The sequence below is a fragment of the Allobosea sp. NPDC055332 genome (genome assembly GCF_053645455.1).
The window spans coordinates 394,714-412,252 of sequence record NZ_JBSHMO010000002.1 but is presented as its reverse complement, the minus strand read 5'-3'; the positions used below and the strand labels follow the sequence as shown (position 1 = coordinate 412,252).

At 66.3% G+C, this 17,539-nt stretch carries 18 protein-coding genes; 12 read left to right on the top strand and 6 right to left on the bottom strand.

Annotation, left to right across the window (positions count from 1 at the left end):
- Nucleotides 1-48: 48 nt before the first annotated feature.
- From ACWIGM_RS10585 to ACWIGM_RS10575, 3 genes are all read left to right on the top strand, one after another.
- Complete coding sequence (locus tag ACWIGM_RS10585; RefSeq protein ID WP_454025901.1) at nt 49-1,194, top strand: amidohydrolase; 1,146 nt, start codon at nt 49-51, stop codon at nt 1,192-1,194.
- A gap of 53 nt (nt 1,195-1,247) precedes the next feature.
- Nucleotides 1,248-2,009, top strand: coding sequence for a precorrin-6A synthase (deacetylating) (gene cobF / locus ACWIGM_RS10580; protein ID WP_454025900.1), 762 nt, complete (start codon nt 1,248-1,250; stop codon nt 2,007-2,009).
- Nucleotides 2,010-2,077: 68 nt separating this feature from the next.
- Complete coding sequence (locus tag ACWIGM_RS10575; RefSeq protein WP_454025899.1) at nt 2,078-2,794, top strand: GntR family transcriptional regulator; 717 nt, start codon at nt 2,078-2,080, stop codon at nt 2,792-2,794.
- Here the strand turns inward: ACWIGM_RS10575 and ACWIGM_RS10570 are convergent.
- On the bottom strand, nt 2,785-4,122 hold the full coding sequence (locus ACWIGM_RS10570; protein WP_454025898.1) for an aminotransferase-like domain-containing protein: 1,338 nt from the start codon (nt 4,120-4,122) through the stop codon (nt 2,785-2,787). The genes ACWIGM_RS10575 and ACWIGM_RS10570 overlap by 10 nt on opposite strands.
- Nucleotides 4,123-4,234: 112 nt before the next feature.
- Here ACWIGM_RS10570 and ACWIGM_RS10565 point away from each other — a divergent pair, with 112 nt between their 5' ends.
- The 6 genes from ACWIGM_RS10565 (at nt 4,235) to ACWIGM_RS10540 (ending at nt 11,111) form a co-directional block, all read left to right on the top strand.
- Nucleotides 4,235-5,197 carry a substrate-binding domain-containing protein gene (locus ACWIGM_RS10565; protein ID WP_454026972.1) on the top strand — a complete coding sequence of 321 codons (963 nt, stop codon included), beginning with the start codon at nt 4,235-4,237 and terminating at the stop codon, nt 5,195-5,197.
- A complete protein-coding gene (locus ACWIGM_RS10560; RefSeq protein WP_454025897.1) occupies nt 5,197-5,988 on the top strand; it encodes a deaminated glutathione amidase in 792 nt (263 codons plus the stop codon). Before ACWIGM_RS10565 ends, ACWIGM_RS10560 begins: the two co-directional genes overlap by 1 nt.
- Before the next feature lie 53 nt (nt 5,989-6,041).
- The gene (locus ACWIGM_RS10555; RefSeq protein WP_454026971.1) at nt 6,042-6,932 is read left to right on the top strand and encodes an ABC transporter substrate-binding protein; all 891 of its coding nucleotides are present in this window, start codon (nt 6,042-6,044) and stop codon (nt 6,930-6,932) included.
- A 164-nt stretch (nt 6,933-7,096) separates the two neighbouring features.
- The gene (locus ACWIGM_RS10550) at nt 7,097-8,008 is read left to right on the top strand and encodes an amino acid ABC transporter permease (protein WP_454025896.1); all 912 of its coding nucleotides are present in this window, start codon (nt 7,097-7,099) and stop codon (nt 8,006-8,008) included.
- Complete coding sequence (locus ACWIGM_RS10545) at nt 8,005-8,799, top strand: amino acid ABC transporter ATP-binding protein (RefSeq protein ID WP_454025895.1); 795 nt, start codon at nt 8,005-8,007, stop codon at nt 8,797-8,799. Before ACWIGM_RS10550 ends, ACWIGM_RS10545 begins: the two co-directional genes overlap by 4 nt.
- Nucleotides 8,800-8,942: 143 nt before the next feature.
- The gene (locus tag ACWIGM_RS10540; protein ID WP_454025894.1) at nt 8,943-11,111 is read left to right on the top strand and encodes a methyl-accepting chemotaxis protein; all 2,169 of its coding nucleotides are present in this window, start codon (nt 8,943-8,945) and stop codon (nt 11,109-11,111) included.
- A gap of 42 nt (nt 11,112-11,153) precedes the next feature.
- Here ACWIGM_RS10540 and ACWIGM_RS10535 read toward each other — a convergent pair whose 3' ends face one another.
- Complete coding sequence (locus tag ACWIGM_RS10535; RefSeq protein WP_454025893.1) at nt 11,154-11,543, bottom strand: iron chaperone; 390 nt, start codon at nt 11,541-11,543, stop codon at nt 11,154-11,156.
- A gap of 223 nt (nt 11,544-11,766) precedes the next feature.
- Between ACWIGM_RS10535 and ACWIGM_RS10530 the strand changes: the two genes are divergently transcribed.
- On the top strand, nt 11,767-12,159 hold the full coding sequence (locus tag ACWIGM_RS10530; RefSeq protein WP_454025892.1) for a DoxX family protein: 393 nt from the start codon (nt 11,767-11,769) through the stop codon (nt 12,157-12,159).
- A gap of 30 nt (nt 12,160-12,189) precedes the next feature.
- Here the strand turns inward: ACWIGM_RS10530 and ACWIGM_RS10525 are convergent, their stop codons facing one another.
- On the bottom strand, nt 12,190-12,654 hold the full coding sequence (locus ACWIGM_RS10525) for a MarR family winged helix-turn-helix transcriptional regulator (protein WP_454025891.1): 465 nt from the start codon (nt 12,652-12,654) through the stop codon (nt 12,190-12,192).
- Nucleotides 12,655-12,702: 48 nt separating this feature from the next.
- Here ACWIGM_RS10525 and ACWIGM_RS10520 point away from each other — a divergent pair, with 48 nt between their 5' ends.
- On the top strand, nt 12,703-13,158 hold the full coding sequence (locus ACWIGM_RS10520) for a hypothetical protein (protein ID WP_454025890.1): 456 nt from the start codon (nt 12,703-12,705) through the stop codon (nt 13,156-13,158).
- Nucleotides 13,159-13,272: 114 nt separating this feature from the next.
- On the opposite strand, the gene ACWIGM_RS10515 is transcribed toward ACWIGM_RS10520, so the two are convergent.
- The 3 genes from ACWIGM_RS10515 to ACWIGM_RS10505 all read right to left on the bottom strand — a co-directional run bounded on the left by ACWIGM_RS10515 (nt 13,273) and on the right by ACWIGM_RS10505 (nt 16,216).
- Complete coding sequence (locus ACWIGM_RS10515; protein WP_454025889.1) at nt 13,273-13,404, bottom strand: hypothetical protein; 132 nt, start codon at nt 13,402-13,404, stop codon at nt 13,273-13,275.
- A gap of 151 nt (nt 13,405-13,555) precedes the next feature.
- Entirely contained in the window at nt 13,556-13,765 is a 210-nt protein-coding gene (locus ACWIGM_RS10510; RefSeq protein ID WP_454025888.1) for a hypothetical protein, read from the bottom strand.
- A gap of 84 nt (nt 13,766-13,849) precedes the next feature.
- On the bottom strand, nt 13,850-16,216 hold the full coding sequence (locus ACWIGM_RS10505) for a xanthine dehydrogenase family protein molybdopterin-binding subunit (protein ID WP_454026970.1): 2,367 nt from the start codon (nt 16,214-16,216) through the stop codon (nt 13,850-13,852).
- A 199-nt stretch (nt 16,217-16,415) separates the two neighbouring features.
- Here ACWIGM_RS10505 and ACWIGM_RS10500 point away from each other — a divergent pair, with 199 nt between their 5' ends.
- Complete coding sequence (locus ACWIGM_RS10500) at nt 16,416-17,432, top strand: cupin domain-containing protein (RefSeq protein ID WP_454025887.1); 1,017 nt, start codon at nt 16,416-16,418, stop codon at nt 17,430-17,432.
- The last annotated feature ends 107 nt before the right edge of the window (nt 17,433-17,539 follow it).

Below are 17,539 nucleotides of genomic sequence, written 5' to 3'. Positions count from 1 at the left end.
CGCCGCGCTGGTGATGCTCGGAGCAAATCATCCGAGGAAGCGCCAGGCATGTTTCTCACCAATTCCGACATGGTCGAGCTGATCGAGCTGCGTCATGCCCTCCACCGCGCGCCGGAGATCTCCGGCGAGGAGCGCGAGACGGCGAAGGCGATCGTCGGCTTCCTCGCGCCGAGCGCGCCCGACCGCGTCGTCACCGATCTCGGCGGCCATGGCGTCGCTGCGATCTATGACGGCGCCGAGCCCGGCCCGACCGTGCTGATCCGCTGCGAGCTCGACGCGCTGCCGATCGAGGACCTCTCTGGCGTGCCGCATTCGTCGCAGGTGCCGGGCAAGGGCCATCTCTGCGGCCATGACGGCCACATGACCACGGTCGCGGCGCTGTCGCGCGGGCTCGGCCGGCAGCGGCCGCAGCGCGGGCGTGCAATCCTCCTCTTCCAGCCGGCGGAGGAGACCGGTGCCGGCGCCGCCGCAGTGATCGCCGATCCGAAATTTCCGGAGATCGCGCCGGATTTCGCCTTCTCGCTGCACAACAAGCCCGGCCTGCCGTTGGGCTCCGTCCGGATTTCGGAGGGGCCGGCCAATTGCGCCTCGCGCGGGCTCAAGATCGTGCTGACCGGCCACACCTCGCATGCCGCGACGCCTGAGCACGCAGTCTCGCCAATGAAGGCGCTCGCCCGGTTGATGCCGGAGCTGACCGCGCTCGGCCAAGGCGGCGCGCTGGAGGGCAATTACCGCCTCGTCACCATCACCCATGCCAGCATGGGCGAGCCGGCCTTCGGCATCACCCCCGGCCGCGCCGAGCTCTGGGCGACCTTGCGCACGCTGAACGATTCCCTGATGGGCTCGCTCTGCGCCGAGGCCGAGGCGCTGGTGCGCGAGGCGGCGTCCGCTGGCGGGCTCTCCGTGACGATGGACTATCACGACGTCTTCCATCACTGCGAAAACCATCCGGAAGCGGTGGCGCATCTGCGCCAGGCCTGTGACGAGGAGGGCATCGCGCGTGGCGAGACGCCGCCGCAGCGCGGCTCCGAGGACTTCGGCCTGTTCGGCCGCTCCTCGAAATCGGCGATGTTCCTGCTCGGCTCCGGCGAGGATACCCCGCCGCTGCACAATCCCGATTACGACTTCCCCGATGACCTGATCGCCCCCGGCGCCCGCGTCTTCATGCGCACGCTCCGCAATCTCTTGGGTTAGCCGTCGCCTGCTCCTGCGTGCTATGCGGCGCCTCGAACACAAAAGAGGTGCCCATGCGCAGGATCAGGATCATCGGCATCGGCGCCGGCAATCCCGAGCACGTCACGATCCAGGCGATCAAGGCGCTCAACACGGTCGACGTCGTCTTCGTGCCGGACAAGGGCGCCGAGAAGGGCGCGTTGCGCGAGCTGCGCGAGGAGATCTGCCGGCGCTATATCGAGCACGACAACTGGCGCTCCGTGCCGCTCACCGTGCCCAAGCGGGCCGCCGCTGGCGACGACTACCGCGGCAGCGTCGACGATTGGCATGCGGCGCTGGCGGAAAGCTATGAGCGCCTGTTCCGCGAGGGACTCGGCGAGGATCAGGCCGGCGCGCTGCTGGTTTGGGGCGATCCCTCGCTCTACGACAGCACGCTGCGCATCATCAAAGCCGTGCGCGCCCGCGGACTGGCGTTCGACTACGACGTCATTCCCGGCATCACCAGCGTCCAGGCGCTGGCGGCGGCGCATCGGCTGGTACTGAACCGGATCGGCGAGCCCGTCACCATCACCACCGGCCGCAAGCTCGCCGAGGCCGGCTTCCGCGACGAGGCCGGCAGCACTGTCATCATGCTCGACGGCGAGCAGGCTTTCGCGAAGATCGACCCCGCCAACCTCGACATCTGGTGGGGCGCCTATCTCGGCGCGCCGCAGGAGACCCTCGCCTCCGGGCCGCTCGCCGAAATCTCTGACGAGATCGTCCGTACCCGCGAGGCTGCCCGCTCCGAGAACGGCTGGATCATGGACACCTATCTGCTCCGCAAGCGCGAGAGCTGACCGGCGCGTTTGCCGTTAGGCCACCATACCGGTATAATATTGGCACGGCTGGCCGAGGAGTTTCGTTCATGGACGTCTCGCTTCGCCTTCGCGATCCGATCGCGCCGCAGCTCGTCGCGGCCCTGCGCCAGGCCATCATCGCCAGCGAACTTCGCCCTGGAGAGGCGCTGTCGGAGAAGGAGATCGCCGGTCGCTTCGGCGTCAGCCGCCAGCCGGTGCGCGAGGCCTTCATCAAGCTCTCCGAAGCCGGGCTGGTGCAGATCCTGCCGAGCCGCGGCACCTTCGTCATGAAGATCTCGATGCGCGAGGTCGCCAATGCCCGCTTCGTGCGCGAGGCGGTGGAATGCGCGCTGGCGCGGGCTGCTAGCCGGCTGATCGATCCTGCTGGCGTCGCCCGCCTGCGTCGCCTGATCGCCGAGCAGGCCGCTGCCGCCGGGCGCGACGACTATTCCGGCTTCACCGTGTTGGACGAGGCCTTCCATCAGGCCATCGCCGAGATCGTCGATTGCGACTATGCCGGCAAGGTGGTCGAGAGCGCCCGCGCCCAGACCGACCGGGTGCGCTATCTCTCGCTGCCCGGGACCTCGCCGATCCCGCTGCTGATCACCCAGCACAACGCCATCGTCGACGCGATCGAGACCGGCGATGCCGACACGGCCGCGACCGCGATGCGCATCCATCTGCGCGAGATCCTGAACGCGCTGCCACGCATTGCCGCCGAGCATCCGGACCTGTTCGAGGACGAGGAGCTGCCGGCCCATACCAGGGCGCCGCGTCAGCGCTGATCGCCCAGCTGCGCCGCCTTGATCAGGGCATCGGCGACGCGCTCATAACCTTCCGCCAGGATCGCCGTCGCGACCCGGACATGCTCGGTCGGTCTCGCCGCGCATTTGCTGCCGGGCAGCACCGCGATGCCATGTGCCGCCAGCGTCACCAGTGCGAATTGCTCGGACTCGACCGGCACCCAGATGCACAACCCGTCACTTTCGGGCATGGCGAGACCTCGCTCGCCCAGGCAGGTGACCAGCGCCTGCCGGCGCTCGGCATAGATGGCGCGCGCCTGCGCGACCTTTTTGCCCGTCTCGGCATCGGTGAGGAGCCAGGCGGTCGCGGCCTGAAGCAATCGGCTGGTCCAGCCCGAGGAGAAGCTGCGATAGGACTGGATCTGCCGGATCACCATCGCAGGCGCCGACAGCACGGCGATCCGCAGGTCCGGCCCGAGCGATTTCGAGAAGGAGCGGATATGCACGACCCGCTCCGGCATCGTCGTGCCCAGGGTAATCGGCGGGTGGATCGAGACATCGCCGAGGCCGTCATCCTCGATCACCAGCGTGTCGCTGCCGGCGAGCACGCGGCCGAGCTCGGCCAGCCGCGAGGCGCTGACGTTCTGGCCGGTGACCGAATGGGTACGCGGCTGGAAGATGAAGGCCGATGGCCGCCGCTCCAGCGCGGCCGCGAGCTCGGAGGGCACGGGGCCTTGCGCATCGCGGGCGACGGGCAGGATCTCGGCGCCGAGATCCTCGATGATGTCGAGCAACCGCATCGCCGTCGGATCCTCGATCGCGACGCAGGAGCCGGGTAGCACAGTCGCGTGCAGCACCGAATAGACCGCGTTGTAGCCGCCATTGGTGGCGAGGAAGGCGTCCGGTCGGTAGGGCCAATGCGGCGCCACCGCATCGCGCAGCGCCGGCAGGATCGGCGTGCGCTCATAGCTGTTGAGGTTTTCCGCCGTTGCCGCCTGCGCCAAGGCCTCGGCCAAGGGCGGCATCAGCGCGGCGTCCGGAACTGCCAGCGAGAGGTCGAGCGCATCCGGCCCGAAATCGGCGACGCTCGCCATCCGTGTCGGCCGCGGCGTCGCATTGTCGCCGCTGACCCAGGCACCGCCACGACCGCGCCCCGAGACGATCTTCTGCCGTTTCAGTTCGCTCCAGGCCTCCGAGACCGTGCCGGGACTGACGCCGAGCCGGTAGGCGAGATCGCGCACCGTCGGCAGCTTCGTGCCGACCGGCAGCAGGCCGGAGCGGATCATCTGGCTCAGATCGAGCGCGAGGCCGCGCGCGGTGCGCTGCGTCAGGCGGCTTGCCAGCCAGGAGGCGTCGGGTTCGTCGTTCATCGACTCAAAAATGAATGTTCAGGAACATAATAGCGATTGATCAGAATAAATGAACATTTAATCTCGCCGCTGTCCAAGGTTTTCCGCATAGCGAGGCTGTCGTTTGAAACCTGTGATCCGGCTGGCCCTGCGCGACTGGGACTTCATCACGCCGCTCTTGCTCGGCGACCTCGTTTCCGACCGCTTCGAGCTGAAGATCGAGCGCCTTGCTGCGCTTCCCGATGACTTCGCCAGCGATCCGCGCTTCGACGCCAGCGAGGTTTCGTTCAGCCGCTACACCACCGGCCGCGCCCGCGGCGAGACCGGCGTCGTCGGCATTCCAAACTTCATCATGCGCGGTTTCCGGCATCGCTGCGTCGTCACCGCTGCCGACAGCAAGCTGACCCGCTTTGACGAATTGCGCGGCAAGCGCATCGGCATCGCCGGCTGGCAGGATTCCGGCAACACCTGGACGCGCGCTGCCATGGCCGAGGGCGGCCTTGGCATCGACGATGCCTTCTGGGCGGTGAGCCGTCTCGCCGCCGACCACCCGATCACCGATCGTGTCGGGCGCTATGCCCGCCCCGGCCGGATCGAGGCACTGCGCGGCCAGCCACCCTTGCTCGACATGCTCGCCGCTGGCGAGATCGCGGCGGTGCTTATGCCGTTCATGCCGCAGGGCTTTTTCTCCAAGGGCTCGCGCTTCCGGGCGCTGCTGCCGGATGTCCGCGCCGCCGAGCGCGACTACTTCGCCAAGGTCGGCTACGTGCCCGGCATGCACATCATCGGCCTCAAGCCCGAGATTGCCGCCCGCGAGCCCTGGCTGGCGCAGGCGCTGAGCGAGCTGCTCGACGAGAGCCAGCGCATCTGGCTCGAGAAGCGCCGCCGCTATGCCGACACGACGCCCTGGCTGATCGACGAGCTGGTGCGCAGCGGGCATGATCTGCCCGAGAGCTGGAACGAGAGCGGGCTTGCCGCGAACCGGACGATGATCACCGCGTTCATCGAGCAGCTGCGCATCCAGGACCTCGCCGATACCGACCTGACGCCGGAGACCCTGTTCCCGGCCGCATCCGCGCTGGAAGGAGCCCACTGATGAAAGCCGCGCTCGGACAATTCGCCGTCAGCCGCGAATGGCAGGAGAACCTTGCCACCTCCATCCGCCTGATGGGCGAGGCGAAGGCGGCCGGCGCCGACCTCTTGCTGCTGCCGGAAGGCATCCTGGCGCGCGACATCACCGACCCCGACATCGTGCTGAAGACGGCGCAGCCGCTCGACGGCCCGTTCATGCAGGGCGTGCTCGAGGCGAGCAAGGGCTCGGCCCTGACGACCCTGTTCTGCATCCATGTGCCGAACGGCAAGGGCCGCGTCTTCAACGTCCATGTCGCGGTCCGCGATGGCGCGATCGTCGCCGCCTATCGCAAGCTCCATCTCTACGATGCCTTCTCGGCGCTGGAATCGACCAATGTCGAGCCTGGCACCGAGGTGCCGCCGCTGCTCGAGATTGCCGGCCTGAAATGCGGGCTGATGACCTGCTACGATGTCCGCTTCCCCGAACTCGCCCGTCGCCTCGCGCTTGACGGTGCCGATGTCCTGCTGCTGCCGGCCGCCTGGGTGCGCGGCCTCGGCAAGGAGGCGCATTGGGAGGTGATGGTCACTGCCCGCGCGCTGGAGAACACCTGCTACGTCGTCGCCACCGGCGAATGCGGCCCGCGCAATATCGGCGCCAGCATGGTGGTCGATCCGCTCGGCGTCGCCATCGCCCGCGCCGGCGAGGCCCCGGCGCTGATCTACGCCGAGATCGATCCGGCCCGTATCGCCGCGGCGCGCGCCGCACTGCCGGTCCTTGCCAATCGCCGCTTCGCCGGCCCCGAGCTCGCCGCCTAAGAGCGGGCCGCCGATCCACTGAAAACGATAAAAAAGGGAACGTCGCCATGAACATGATCGTGAAATTCGCCGGAGCTGCCGCGCTGGCCGCGGTACTCCTGCAGGCTCCGGCCTTCGCCCAGGACGCCAGCATCAAGATCCCCGAGCAGAAGGTCGATGAGGCCCTGCGCGCCAAGCTGCCGGAGGCGATCCGCACCGCCGGCAAGATGATCTCGGTCAACAACGGCTCCTTCCCGCCCTACGAGATCGTCACCGACGCCAAGACCATGACCGGCGCCAGCGCCGAGCTTTCCGACGCCATCGGCCAATTGCTCGGCGTCAAGATCGAGCATGCGACGGTGAGCGGGCTCGCCGCGGCGCTGAGCGGCATCGCCGCCGGCCGCTTCCAGTTCGCCATGGGGCCGATCGGCGACTTCAAGTCGCGCCAAGAGGCCAACGACTTCGTCGACTATGTCCGCGAATACGTGATCTTCGCGGTACAGAAGGGCAATCCGAAGGCGATCGCCAGCCTCGACGACACCTGCGGCAAGAAGATTGCGGTGATGTCGGCCGGCTCGGCCGAGAAGGTGATCAAGGCGCAGGCCGAGAAATGCGTGGCCGAGGGCAAGCCCACGCTTGAGGTGATGTCCTTCACCGACCAGCCGACCTCGATCCTCTCGGTCCGCTCCAGGCGCTCCGACGGCTTCTTCTCCTCGCAGGCGCCGCTGACCTATTTCGTCCAGCAGGCCAAGGGCGATCTCGAACTCGCCGCGGTCGGCAAGGCCAATGGCTTCCAGGACCTGTTCCAGGGCGCGGTGGTGCCGAAGGGCTCGCCGCTGGGCGAGTTGCTCGTTTCGGCCATCAAGGTGCTCAAGGCGAACGGTACCTATGAGGCGATCTTCAAGAAATGGGGGCTCGAGAACAACATGATCGGCGAGCCCGGCATCAATCTCTCGAAGAACTGAGCGGGCAGGCTTTTCATAGGAGCCCTCATCCTGAGGAGCCGTGCAGCGGCGTCTCGAAGGATGGTCCAGATGTCACCAGAGCCTCCTGAAGCATCCTTCGAGATGCCATTCCTGCCGGAATGGCTCCTCAGGATGAGGGCGGTAGGGAAGGGGCCGGCCGTACCATGAACAGCGCCGTACAATTGACACATGACCGGCAGGCGACGTTGCGCGACGTCGCCAATGCCCACCGCCCGGTCGAATGGGGGCGCTGGCTGCTCTGGGCCTTCGTGCTCGCGGTCGCCGCCAATTTCGCCTGGATCGTCGCCTGGAACCCGAATTTCGGCTGGCCGGTCGTGGCGCAATGGTTCACCGCCGAGTCGATCCTGCGCGGCCTTTACGTCACGCTCGGGCTCACCGTGGTGGCGATGGTGATCGGCGTCATCATCGGCCTCTTGCTGGCGATCGCCCGGCTTTCCGACGACCGGCTGTTCAGCGGCTTTGCCGGTCTCTTCATCTGGTTTTTCCGCGGCACGCCGCTGCTGGTCCAGCTGATCTTCTGGTACAATCTCTCGACGCTGTTCCCTGAGATCTCGATATCGATCCCGTTCGGGCCGACGCTGATCAGCTGGCACACCAACGACCTGATTACGCCGATGACGGCGGCGATCGCCGGCCTCTCGCTCAACGAGGCCGCCTATATGGCCGAGATCATCCGCGGCGGCCTGCTATCGGTCGACAAGGGCCAGACCGAGGCGAGCGATGCCTTCGGCATGACCCGGGCGAGGGCGCTGTGGCGGGTCATCATTCCGCAGGCGATGCGCTCGATCGTGCCGCCGACCGGCAACCAGCTGATCAGCATGATCAAGGCGACCTCGCTGGTCAGCGTCATCGCCATGGCCGATCTGCTCTATTCGGTCCAGGCGGTCTACAACCGCACCTTCGAGGTCGTCCCGATGCTGATGGTCGCGGTGATCTGGTATCTCGTCATCACCACCGTCCTGAACATCGGCCAAGGCTTCATTGAGCGCTACTACGCCCGCGGCGAGCGCGGCGCGACGGAGCGTATGCCCGTCATTGCGGAGGCGACGCCATGAGCCGGATCGCGAAGGAGGGTGCGCCGCTGGTCAGCGCCCGCAACGTCCACAAATCCTTTGGCCATAACGAGGTGCTGAAGGGCATTGATCTCGACGTCATGCCGGGCGAGGTTGTCGTCGTGCTCGGCCCGTCCGGCTCCGGCAAGTCGACCTTCCTGCGCTGCATCAACCATCTCGAGGCGATCGACCGCGGCTCGATCATGGTCGCCGGCGAACAGATCGGCTACCGCCTCAATGGCGAGCGGCTGGTCAGGCTGTCGCCCCGGGCGATCGCGGCGCAGCGCCGCCAGATCGGCATGGTCTTCCAGCAGTTCAATCTCTACCCGCACATGACGGCGCTGGAGAATATCATCGAGGCGCCGGTCGGCGTCCACGGCCACTCCCGCAAGGAAGCGACCGGCTATGCCATGGAGCTGCTCGCCCGCATCGGGCTGACCGAGAAGGCCAACGCCTATCCGCGCCAGCTCTCTGGCGGCCAGCAGCAGCGCGTCGCCATCGCCCGCGCGCTGGCGATCCGCCCGAAGCTGATGCTGTTCGACGAGCCGACCTCGGCACTCGATCCCGAGCTCGTCGGCGAGGTGCTCTCGACGATGCGTGATCTCGCCGGCCAGGGCCTGACCATGATCGTCGTCACCCATGAGATCGGCTTCGCCCGCGAGGCGGCCGATCGCGTCGTCTTCATGGATGGCGGCCTCGTCGTCGAGCAGGGGAGGCCGGAAGAGGTGCTGGCCAATCCGAGCCATCCGCGCACCCGCCTCTTCCTCAGCCGCTTCATCCGCGAAGCGGCCTGAGGATCGCCCCCTCAGAGTTATCTCCTGGCGCAAGCGCCGGCTGCCGTGGCGGCCAGGCAGGTGCCACGGTTAACGTTAAACGATCATTATCAGATATCCGAATATCTTGATGGAAAGAGGTGCGAAGACCGGGGAGACTGAGCATGGGCCGTCCGCAATCGCCGCGGCAGCGCTTTCGCCTGACAGGTGTCGGCGCAGTCATCGGCATGGCCCTGACGGCCGCTGTCGCACTCGTCGCCGCGGCCGGCGCCTTTTCGACCCAGAGGCTCGGCAACCGGATCCTGACCGAGACCGTCGCGCGCGAAATGACGAGCGCGCAGGAAACCCTGCGCACCAGCCTCGACAGCGAAATCAAGCGTGCCGTCTCCATGGCGCATGTCATCGCGAGCAATGCCCAGATCCAGGCGCGTTTCGCCGCTGGCGATCGAGAAGCCCTGGCCGCGGCGACTGTCCCCGGCTTCGCCGCGCTGAAGGCAAATGACGGCGTCGTCCAGCTTCAGTTCCACGTTGCGCCGGCGACCTCGTTCCTGCGCGCGCATCGCCCGGAGAAGTTCGGCGACGATCTCTCCTCCTTCCGCTTCACGGTCGTCGAGGCCAACAAGGCGGGCAAGCCGGTTTTCGGCCTCGAGAATGGCGTCGAGGGCCTTGGCGTGCGCGGCGTGATGCCGGTTCGCTTCGAAGGGAAGGCCGTCGGGACCGTCGAGGTCGGGCTCAATTTCGGCCAGGCCTTCTTCGATGCGTTCAAGAAGATGTCCGGGAACGACATCGCTTTCTTCGTCCTGGCCAATGGCGAGCTCAAGCGCTTCGCCTCGACGCTTGCCGATGACAGTCTGCTCTCGCAGGAGATGTTGCGTCAGGGCCTCGCTGGGACGACGGAGGTCCAGCGTCTCGCGATTGGCGGGCGCGACAGCGCCATGGTCTATGCGCCGGTCAGGGATTACCGCGGCGACGTGATCGGCGCCTACGCACTCGTCTCCGACATCTCCGCCCTCAGCTCGATCATGGATGCCGCGCTCTCGGCCTCGGCCCTGGTCGCGCTCGTCAGCCTGATCTCGGCGATCGCCTGTGCCTGGATGCTGAACCGCTGGATCGCGGCTCCGGTTCGCGGCATGACCAGCACGATGACGGCACTGGCGCAGGGTGATCGCGACGTGCTGGTTCCCTCACTGTTGCGCCGTGACGAGATCGGCGAGATGGCGCAGGCGGTCGATGTCTTCAAGCGCGCCGCCATCGAGAAGGAGGCTATCGCCGCCGAGAAGCAGCATGCAGAGCAGGAGGTCGAGGCCCAGCGCCATGCCGCCGATGCCGAGCGGTCACGTAACGAGGCCGAGCGGCAGGACGCCACGAAACAGCTGGCGGTGGTGGTCTCGGTGCTGGGGACCGGCCTGGAGCATCTCGCCAATGGCAATCTCGGCTATCGCATCGATCAGCCTGTCGCAGCCGCCTATGCCAAGCTGAAGGACGACTTCAACGCGGCGATCGGGAAGCTGCGCGACACCATGCGTCAGATCGCGACGAACACGCAGAGCATGAAGGCTGGCGCGGGCGAGATCAGCCAGGCGGCGGACGATCTCGCCAGCCGCACCGAGCAGCAGGCTTCGTCGGTCGAGGAGACCGCGACCGCGCTCGATCAGCTGACCGCGACGGTGCGCCAGACCGCCGAGGGCGCGCGTCAGGCGAGCCACGCCACCACCCAGGTCAAGGGCGAGGCCGAGCAGTCCGGCCAGATCGTGCGTGAGGCCGTCGCCGCCATGAGCGGCATCGAGAAATCGTCCGACGAGATCTCGCAGATCGTCGGCGTCATCGACGAGATCGCCTTCCAGACCAATCTGCTGGCCCTCAACGCCTCGGTCGAGGCGGCCCGCGCCGGCGATGCCGGCAAGGGCTTTGCGGTCGTCGCCTCCGAGGTCCGCGCGCTGGCGCAGCGCTCGGCGGATGCGGCCAAGGAGATCAAGGGGCTGATCACTGCCTCCAGCGTCGAGGTCGAGAAGGGTGTCGCGCTGGTCGGCCAGACCGGAACGGCGCTGGAGCGGATGTCGGGCGAGATCACCCGTGCCACCTCGCTGGTCGCCGAGATCGCCTCGGCGGCGCAGGAGCAGGCGACCGGGCTGCAGGAGGTCAACACCGCGGTCAACGAGATGGACCAGGCGACGCAACAGAACGCCGCCATGGCCGAGCAGTCGACCGCCGCCTCCCAAGCCCTGGCCCAGGAGGCCGACAGGCTCGCCGCGCTGGTCTCCTATTTCAGCCTTGAAGCGCCTGAGCCGTCACGGGAGCAAGCCTCGTCGAGCGCGGGGCGCCGCGCGGCCTGACAAGCAGTCGGGGAGCGAAGGGCAGGGGCGCGGCTGAAAACGTCATGCCTTCCCGCGCTTCTTGCCAGCCTGTTCGAGATTGTAGCTCGCGTGGAGGGCCGCCATTTTTTCGATGAGCGCGATCGGGAGCGGCTCCTTCTTCGGCAGCTTCAGGGCCGACTTCGTCTTGGCGTAGCGCGCGAGCACGTCCTTGAACGTCTCGAAGGACGGGATCGGTGGCGGGCAGGAGAGCGAGTAGTGGTCCTTATGGGCCGAGACATAGAAGATCCAGCCGCCATTATGACGAAAGGCAGGGATCTGGTAGCTGATGACGCCTTCGGCCTCCGGGACGGCCCGTCTGATCGCGTCGCATATGGCTCGCACGCCAGCCTTGTTCTCCTCGCTTAGGCTGGCGAGGTAGTCGTCGATCGTCTTGAAGTCGGTCAGGGCCATCGCTTCCTCCTCGGTTGAATGTGCTCACCTTGCGGTATGGGTGTGCCGCTGATTTCGGCCGGCAGCGCATGCCGGTGGTCACGATCTGATCGAGCTTCGCACGACCGGATCCGCCGCGCGTCAGCAAGAAACCCATGCCTGGCGAGGTCAGGCCCGAAAATCGTTCCTGTCATGCAATGGCGAGCGGTGAGGTTTGCTGGCGCCCGCAACAAGGGAAACGCACATGAACACCAACGCCGCGCTTTGGACGGGCCGCGTCCTGACGGGCCTCTTTGCCCTCTTCATGCTGGGCGCATCCATCTCGCCCAAGCTGCTGCGCCTGCCGATTGCCGAGGAGACGATGGCGCAGCTCGGCTGGCCGGCCGGCTATGCCTTCATGATCGGCCTGATCGAGCTGGCGTGCCTCGTGCTCTATCTGGTTCCGCGTACGGCCCTGCTGGGTGCGATCCTGATGATGGGCCTGCTGGGCGGCGCGATGGCGACGCAAATCCGGGCCGGAAGCCCGCTCTTCAGCCATGTGCTGTTCAGCCTCTATCTCGGGCTGTTCATGTGGGGCGGCCTCTGGCTCCGTGACCGCCGGCTGCGGGCTCTGTTCCCTGTCGGCCGGAGGGAGTGACCATCGCAAGATGGGCTGGGCGGCTCGTTGTCAGCCGCCGTCCAGCTCCTTGGCGCGTTCCAGCGCGAGAGCGGTGCCCTTCTCGACGAAGCCGGCGATCAGGTCGAGTTCCTCGACGCTGTACTGCGCCATGATCGCCGCCGATCGCTTCGCCATCGGGACGAAGAGAGCCTCGATCGGCCTGACCGCCTCCGGCACGATCTGGACCAGGACCTTGCGCCGGTCCTGCGGATCGGCAGCCCGTTCGACATAGCCCTTCCTGGCGAGCCGATCGATCAGGCCGGTCACGGCGCCGCTGGTCAGTTTGGTATGCTCCATGATCTGCCCGGCGGTCACGGGGCCGGCCAGCAGGATCAGGTCCAGGCATTCGAGATCGACCGAGGCGAGACCGACTCGCTTGGCGACCGCCTGGCTGTGCAGGGCGCTGGCGGCGCCCATGCGACGCAGGACCGTCGTCAGGCGTGCGATCGCCTGGTCTTGACTTGGAGGGGCCATTCGTCAAATATCTTAGTTAGGAAGATAATTAGCTGAAGAGATAATCCCATGGATGCGGTCGTGCTGTCCACGGCGCTGACGGCGCTTCTGGCCAATATCGGATTGGGTGGCGGCATTTTCGAGCATGGCGTTGTCGACCGGGCCTGGCCAGGCAAGCCGGAGATCGTCCAACCCCGCAAGGGCGGGATCTGGCGTGCCGGGTTCTGGATTCCGGCCCATACCGCTTTCGAGCTCGTCCTGCTCGTCACGCTCTATCTCGCTTGGGCCAATGAGGGCGCCCGCAAGGCGTTGCTGCTGGCTCTTGCCGCACACGTGACCCTGCGGCTCTGGTCGGCCTTCGACATGATCCCGAAGGCGATCGCCTTCGAGAAGGCCGAGACGGTCGATGAAATCGCTGCGCGCGACTGGACGAGGCGCAGCCTGATGCGGTTTCCGCTGGCGTTGCTCACCAGCCTCGCCGCGCTGGCGGCTTTCGCTGCGGCCTGCGGCTTGAAGGTGGCGTGATGTAGGGAGAGAGGCGCAGCTCGGGCTCGTTCAGGCCGGCATCGCGCCGGCGGCCTCGTTCTGCCCGCCGTAGTCGGCGGAGGGCACCAAAGCCCTCCGCACTCGTCTCGGCTTCTAGCTCCAGAAGCCCGCCTGGTGGTCGCGCGGCGAGAACGCTTCGGTGTCGTCCTGCTGCTGCGCTTCGTGGTTCTCTTCGTGGTCGTGCTCGGTCTCGAGCGCGCACTCACAATCGTGCCTTTCCAGCATGGATCGCTCCTTTCGAATGTTGGGGAGGTTGCTTGAGGCACGTGTTACATATGAACAATTGTTGCAGTGCACAAGGCGCGTGAGCGGGTGTGGCGCGATCTCGCCGACTTGTGATGGGACTACGGGATCAGAGGTCCGATCTCGTGCGGTATCAGCCGCTGTCGCCCCCCTTCGCGCCACCGATCGTCGCCGATTGGCTGGCTGCGGCCCGATCAAGGCACTCGGCCATCTGAGACGTTCCCCAGGAGAACTTGGAGCATTGAGCCGTTCCCAAGGTCAGGTTCCGGGCGGCTCCATTGGGTTGGTCGGAGCCGCTGCAGCCGGAAAGAGCCAGGGCGATGATGATCAGCGTGAAGCGCATGTCGGTCCTCCTGTGGGAGGCCGAGTCGAGCAGCCATTCTTGGCGGTAATTCGATCAGCCCTTCAGGAGCAACCGCCCGCTGGCTTAAGCCAGCGATCCGATCCGCCCGAACTGAACCGCCCGCCAGACCGCCTGAGGCGTCGCGGGCATGTCCAGATGCCTGATGCCATACGGCGCCAGGGCATCGACGACAGCGTTCATGACCGAAGGCAGGGAGCCGGCGCACCCCGCTTCCCCGCAACCCTTGGCTCCGACCCGATTGTTGAGGGTCGGCATCCCCCGGCTCACGAACGAGAAGAACGGGACATCCGCTGCCCGGGGCAATGCGTAGTCCATGTAGGATCCGGTGAGGAGCTGGCCGCTCTCGTCATAGACCGTCCGCTCGAACAACGCCTGGCCGATGCCCTGGACAACGCCGCCATGGAGCTGCCCCTCCACGATCATCGGGTTCACCACGGTGCCGAAGTCGTTGATCATGACATAGCGCGCGACCTCGACATGCCCGGTCTCGGGATCGATCTCGACCTCGGCGATGTGACAGCCATTGGGATAGGCCGAAGGTGCCGCCTTGAAGACATGATCCACGTCGAGCGATTGGGGCAGGTCGGATGGGACCGCGGTGCCGCCACGCAGCCTCGCCGCGATGTCCATGATCGCGATCGAGCGGTCGGTACCGATGACGGTGAAGCGGCCGTTCGCGAACTCGATGTCAGCGGTATTGGCCTCGAGGAAATGACCGGCGAGCAGCTTGCCCTTTTCGATGACCAGCTCGCTCGCCTCGATGATCGCCGAGCCGCTCGCCATCAGCGACTTCGAGCCGCCCGTGCCTCCACCGGCAATCAGCCGATCGCTGTCACCCTGGACGAGCTTGATTGCCTCGAAGGGAACGCCGAGTTGGCTGGTGAGGAGCTGGGCGAAGGGTGTCCAATGTCCCTGGCCGTAATCGAGCGTACCGGTGACGATGCTGACGCTGCTGTCCGGCTCGAAATGGATCCCGCCCATTTCGTTCGTCGGTGGCGCGGTCACCTCGAGATAGCAGCCGATACCACGCCCGCGCAGCAAGCCCGCCTTCCGGCTTGCCCGCAGTCGCCCGGCATATCCCTTCCAGTCCGACGCCTCGAGGGCCCGCTCGAACAGCGCCGGGAAATCGCCGCTGTCGTAGACCGTCCCGACCGGCGTGGCCCAGGGCAGCCTGGCAGGCGGGATCAGGTTGCGCCGCCGCAGGCTTGCGCTGTCGATGCCCATATCGCGGGCGGCCGTGTCGATCAGGCGCTCCATGAAATAATTGCCCTCCGGGCGACCCGCGCCGCGATAGGCGCCGATCGGCGGGGTGTTCGTCACCGCGCAACGCGTCCGGACCTCGACGAGCGGCGTCCGGTACATGCCGACGGAGTTCTTCCCGATATTCGCCGTCGGCATCATGGCGCCGACCGGAGTGAGATAGGCGCCCATGTTGGCGACGCCGGTGAAACGCGTCGCCAGGAAGCGACCGCGAGCGTCGAGAGCCAGCTCGGCCTCGAAAACCATGTCGCGCCCATGATGATCCGAGACGAAGCTCTCCGATCGTTGATCGGTCCATTTGACCGGCCGCTTCAACATGCGGGCTGCGTGGAGGAGAGTGACGTATTCGGGAAACACCGAGGCCTTCATGCCGAACGAGCCGCCGACATGACCTGTCATCAAGTGCATCTCGGCTGGCTTCACCCCCATGGCCGCGGCCAGGTTGTTGCGCATGCCGAAGGCACCCTGGCTCGGCGCCTGCAGCGTGTAGCGCTTCGACTTGCCATCGAAGCTCGCAATGGCGCTGCGCGGCTCGATCGGGTTGACCACGACGCGGTTGTTGACGATCCGCACCCGGGCGATGTGCGCAGCTTCGGCGAAGGCCGCAGCGACCTTCTCGCCGTCGCCGGACTGGAAATCGACGATCAGGTTGCCGGCGACATCGTCATAAAGCTGCGGTGCGCCGGCCTTCAGCGCCTGCTCGGCATCGGTGACGGCAGGCAGGACGTCGATGTCGAGCGTGATCGCTTCGGCAGCGTTGCGGGCCTGATCGGCGGTGCGAGCGACCACCATTGCGACGGGGTCGCCGACGAAGCGGACCTTGTCGGCCGCGAGCGCCGCGCGCTGAGGCCTCCTCATCGGCGCACCATCGCGGCCTGGCACAGCGATCGGCGTCACGATCGCATTGTAACCGTGGCCGTCGAGGTCCGCTGCGGTGTAGATCGCGACGACACCCTTCATTGCGCGAGCCTCTGCCGTATCGACAGTGCGCAGATGGCCATGGGCATGTGGGCTGCGGACGAAGGCCGCGAAGAGCTGCCGCTCGACGTTCAGATCGTCCGTGTAGCGCCCGTGCCCCTGCACGAGGATCGCGTCCTCTCTGCGTGGCACAGGTTGACCGATCCCGACCGAGGCCATGAGATCGCTGTCACGGGAAGCGCTGGAGTTCATCGAGGACCGGCCGTGGGTGAAACGAAACAAGGAAATCAGGATTTCCTTGATAGGGCGGCTGTTCGATCCGCTGAAAGAGCGCCGACTGCAGCCCCGCCCAGCGTCCAGCGGTTGCGAAACTCGCTGATTGAGCCAGCATAATTGCCAACGCATCGCGGCGCGTTGCCGCGCAGTCCGAAAGAACGGAACAGGTGTCCTGATGGGCCTTCGCTTCATCTTTATGCTCACCCGCAACGACCGGACGGTCAGCGATGCGATGGAGCAGCTTCGGACGGCTCTGGCTCTTGGCGTCCGGCATATCGGCTTCAAGGACATCGGCCTGCCGCTCGACACGCTGAAAGCGCTCAACACGGCCATCAGGGCTGGCGGCGCGACGTCCTATCTCGAGGTCGTTTCACTCGATCGCGACAGCGAGATCGCGTCGGCAAAGGCTGCGGTCGAGATCGGCATCGACATTCTCCTCGGCGGGACGAGGGTCGACGACGTGCTGCCGATCATCGCCGGCACGACGATCCAGTACTGCCCGTTCCCGGGCACGATCTCCGGACATCCGAGCGTGCTGGAGGGCAGCATCGACGAAATCGTCGCCAGCGCGCAGGCTATGGCCGCACGCGAGGGCGTGCACGGCCTCGATCTCCTGGCCTATCGCTCGCATGAGAATGTCCCGGCGCTGATCGAAGCCGTCTGCTCGGCGGTATCGAAGCCGGTCTATGTGGCCGGATCGATCGACACTCCGGGCCGCATCGAAGCCTTGAAGCAGGCCGGGGCGGCAGGCTTCACCATCGGCACGGCCGCACTCGACGGAAAATATCCGGCCGATGGCAGCGATGTGCCAAGCCAGCTGAAGACGATCATCCGTGACGTCGCGATGCTCAACCGGCACATCTCGCCGTTTCGCAAGGAGAATCTGGAGAGCGCTTTCGGGCAGTTTTCCGACAGCTGGCCGCCTCGGCTTGCCGCATCCGTCAACAATCTGCAGATCAAGCTCGCCAAATTCGAGGGCGAGGCCGGCTGGCATTTCAACAGCCGCGAGGACGAGGTCTTCTTCGTTCACAAGGGCCGGTTGCTGATGCAGTTCCGCGACCGCGACGAGGTCATCGAGGAAGGCGAGTTCATCGTCGTGCCGCACGGCGTCGAGCGTTGTCCGACCGCGCTCGAGGAGGTCTGCGAGGTTGTCGTGCTCGAGATCGGCACGACAACAGCAACGCCACGATAGGCAACTGGAAATTGCCTTGGAGCACCCTCCGCAGACGTGGCCTTTGCGGTGACCCGGACGCAGGCGCTCGCGGCCATCGAACATGGTGCCCGCGTGGATGCGAGCTT

Excerpts from the sequence above, each read along its gene's own strand:
- ACWIGM_RS10585 (WP_454025901.1), top strand. The coding sequence starts at position 49 with ATGTTTCTCACCAATTCCGACATGGTCGAGCTGATCGAGCTGCGTCAT.
- cobF (WP_454025900.1), top strand. The coding sequence starts at position 1,248 with ATGCGCAGGATCAGGATCATCGGCATCGGCGCCGGCAATCCCGAGCAC.
- ACWIGM_RS10575 (WP_454025899.1), top strand. The coding sequence starts at position 2,078 with ATGGACGTCTCGCTTCGCCTTCGCGATCCGATCGCGCCGCAGCTCGTC.
- ACWIGM_RS10570 (WP_454025898.1), bottom strand. The coding sequence starts at position 4,122 with ATGAACGACGAACCCGACGCCTCCTGGCTGGCAAGCCGCCTGACGCAG.
- ACWIGM_RS10560 (WP_454025897.1), top strand. The coding sequence starts at position 5,197 with ATGAAAGCCGCGCTCGGACAATTCGCCGTCAGCCGCGAATGGCAGGAG.
- ACWIGM_RS10555 (WP_454026971.1), top strand. The coding sequence starts at position 6,042 with ATGATCGTGAAATTCGCCGGAGCTGCCGCGCTGGCCGCGGTACTCCTG.
- ACWIGM_RS10550 (WP_454025896.1), top strand. The coding sequence starts at position 7,097 with ATGAACAGCGCCGTACAATTGACACATGACCGGCAGGCGACGTTGCGC.
- ACWIGM_RS10545 (WP_454025895.1), top strand. The coding sequence starts at position 8,005 with ATGAGCCGGATCGCGAAGGAGGGTGCGCCGCTGGTCAGCGCCCGCAAC.
- ACWIGM_RS10540 (WP_454025894.1), top strand. The coding sequence starts at position 8,943 with ATGGGCCGTCCGCAATCGCCGCGGCAGCGCTTTCGCCTGACAGGTGTC.
- ACWIGM_RS10535 (WP_454025893.1), bottom strand. The coding sequence starts at position 11,543 with ATGGCCCTGACCGACTTCAAGACGATCGACGACTACCTCGCCAGCCTA.
- ACWIGM_RS10530 (WP_454025892.1), top strand. The coding sequence starts at position 11,767 with ATGAACACCAACGCCGCGCTTTGGACGGGCCGCGTCCTGACGGGCCTC.
- ACWIGM_RS10525 (WP_454025891.1), bottom strand. The coding sequence starts at position 12,654 with ATGGCCCCTCCAAGTCAAGACCAGGCGATCGCACGCCTGACGACGGTC.
- ACWIGM_RS10520 (WP_454025890.1), top strand. The coding sequence starts at position 12,703 with ATGGATGCGGTCGTGCTGTCCACGGCGCTGACGGCGCTTCTGGCCAAT.
- ACWIGM_RS10515 (WP_454025889.1), bottom strand. The coding sequence starts at position 13,404 with ATGCTGGAAAGGCACGATTGTGAGTGCGCGCTCGAGACCGAGCACGAC.
- ACWIGM_RS10510 (WP_454025888.1), bottom strand. The coding sequence starts at position 13,765 with ATGCGCTTCACGCTGATCATCATCGCCCTGGCTCTTTCCGGCTGCAGC.
- ACWIGM_RS10505 (WP_454026970.1), bottom strand. The coding sequence starts at position 16,216 with ATGAACTCCAGCGCTTCCCGTGACAGCGATCTCATGGCCTCGGTCGGG.
- ACWIGM_RS10500 (WP_454025887.1), top strand. The coding sequence starts at position 16,416 with ATGGGCCTTCGCTTCATCTTTATGCTCACCCGCAACGACCGGACGGTC.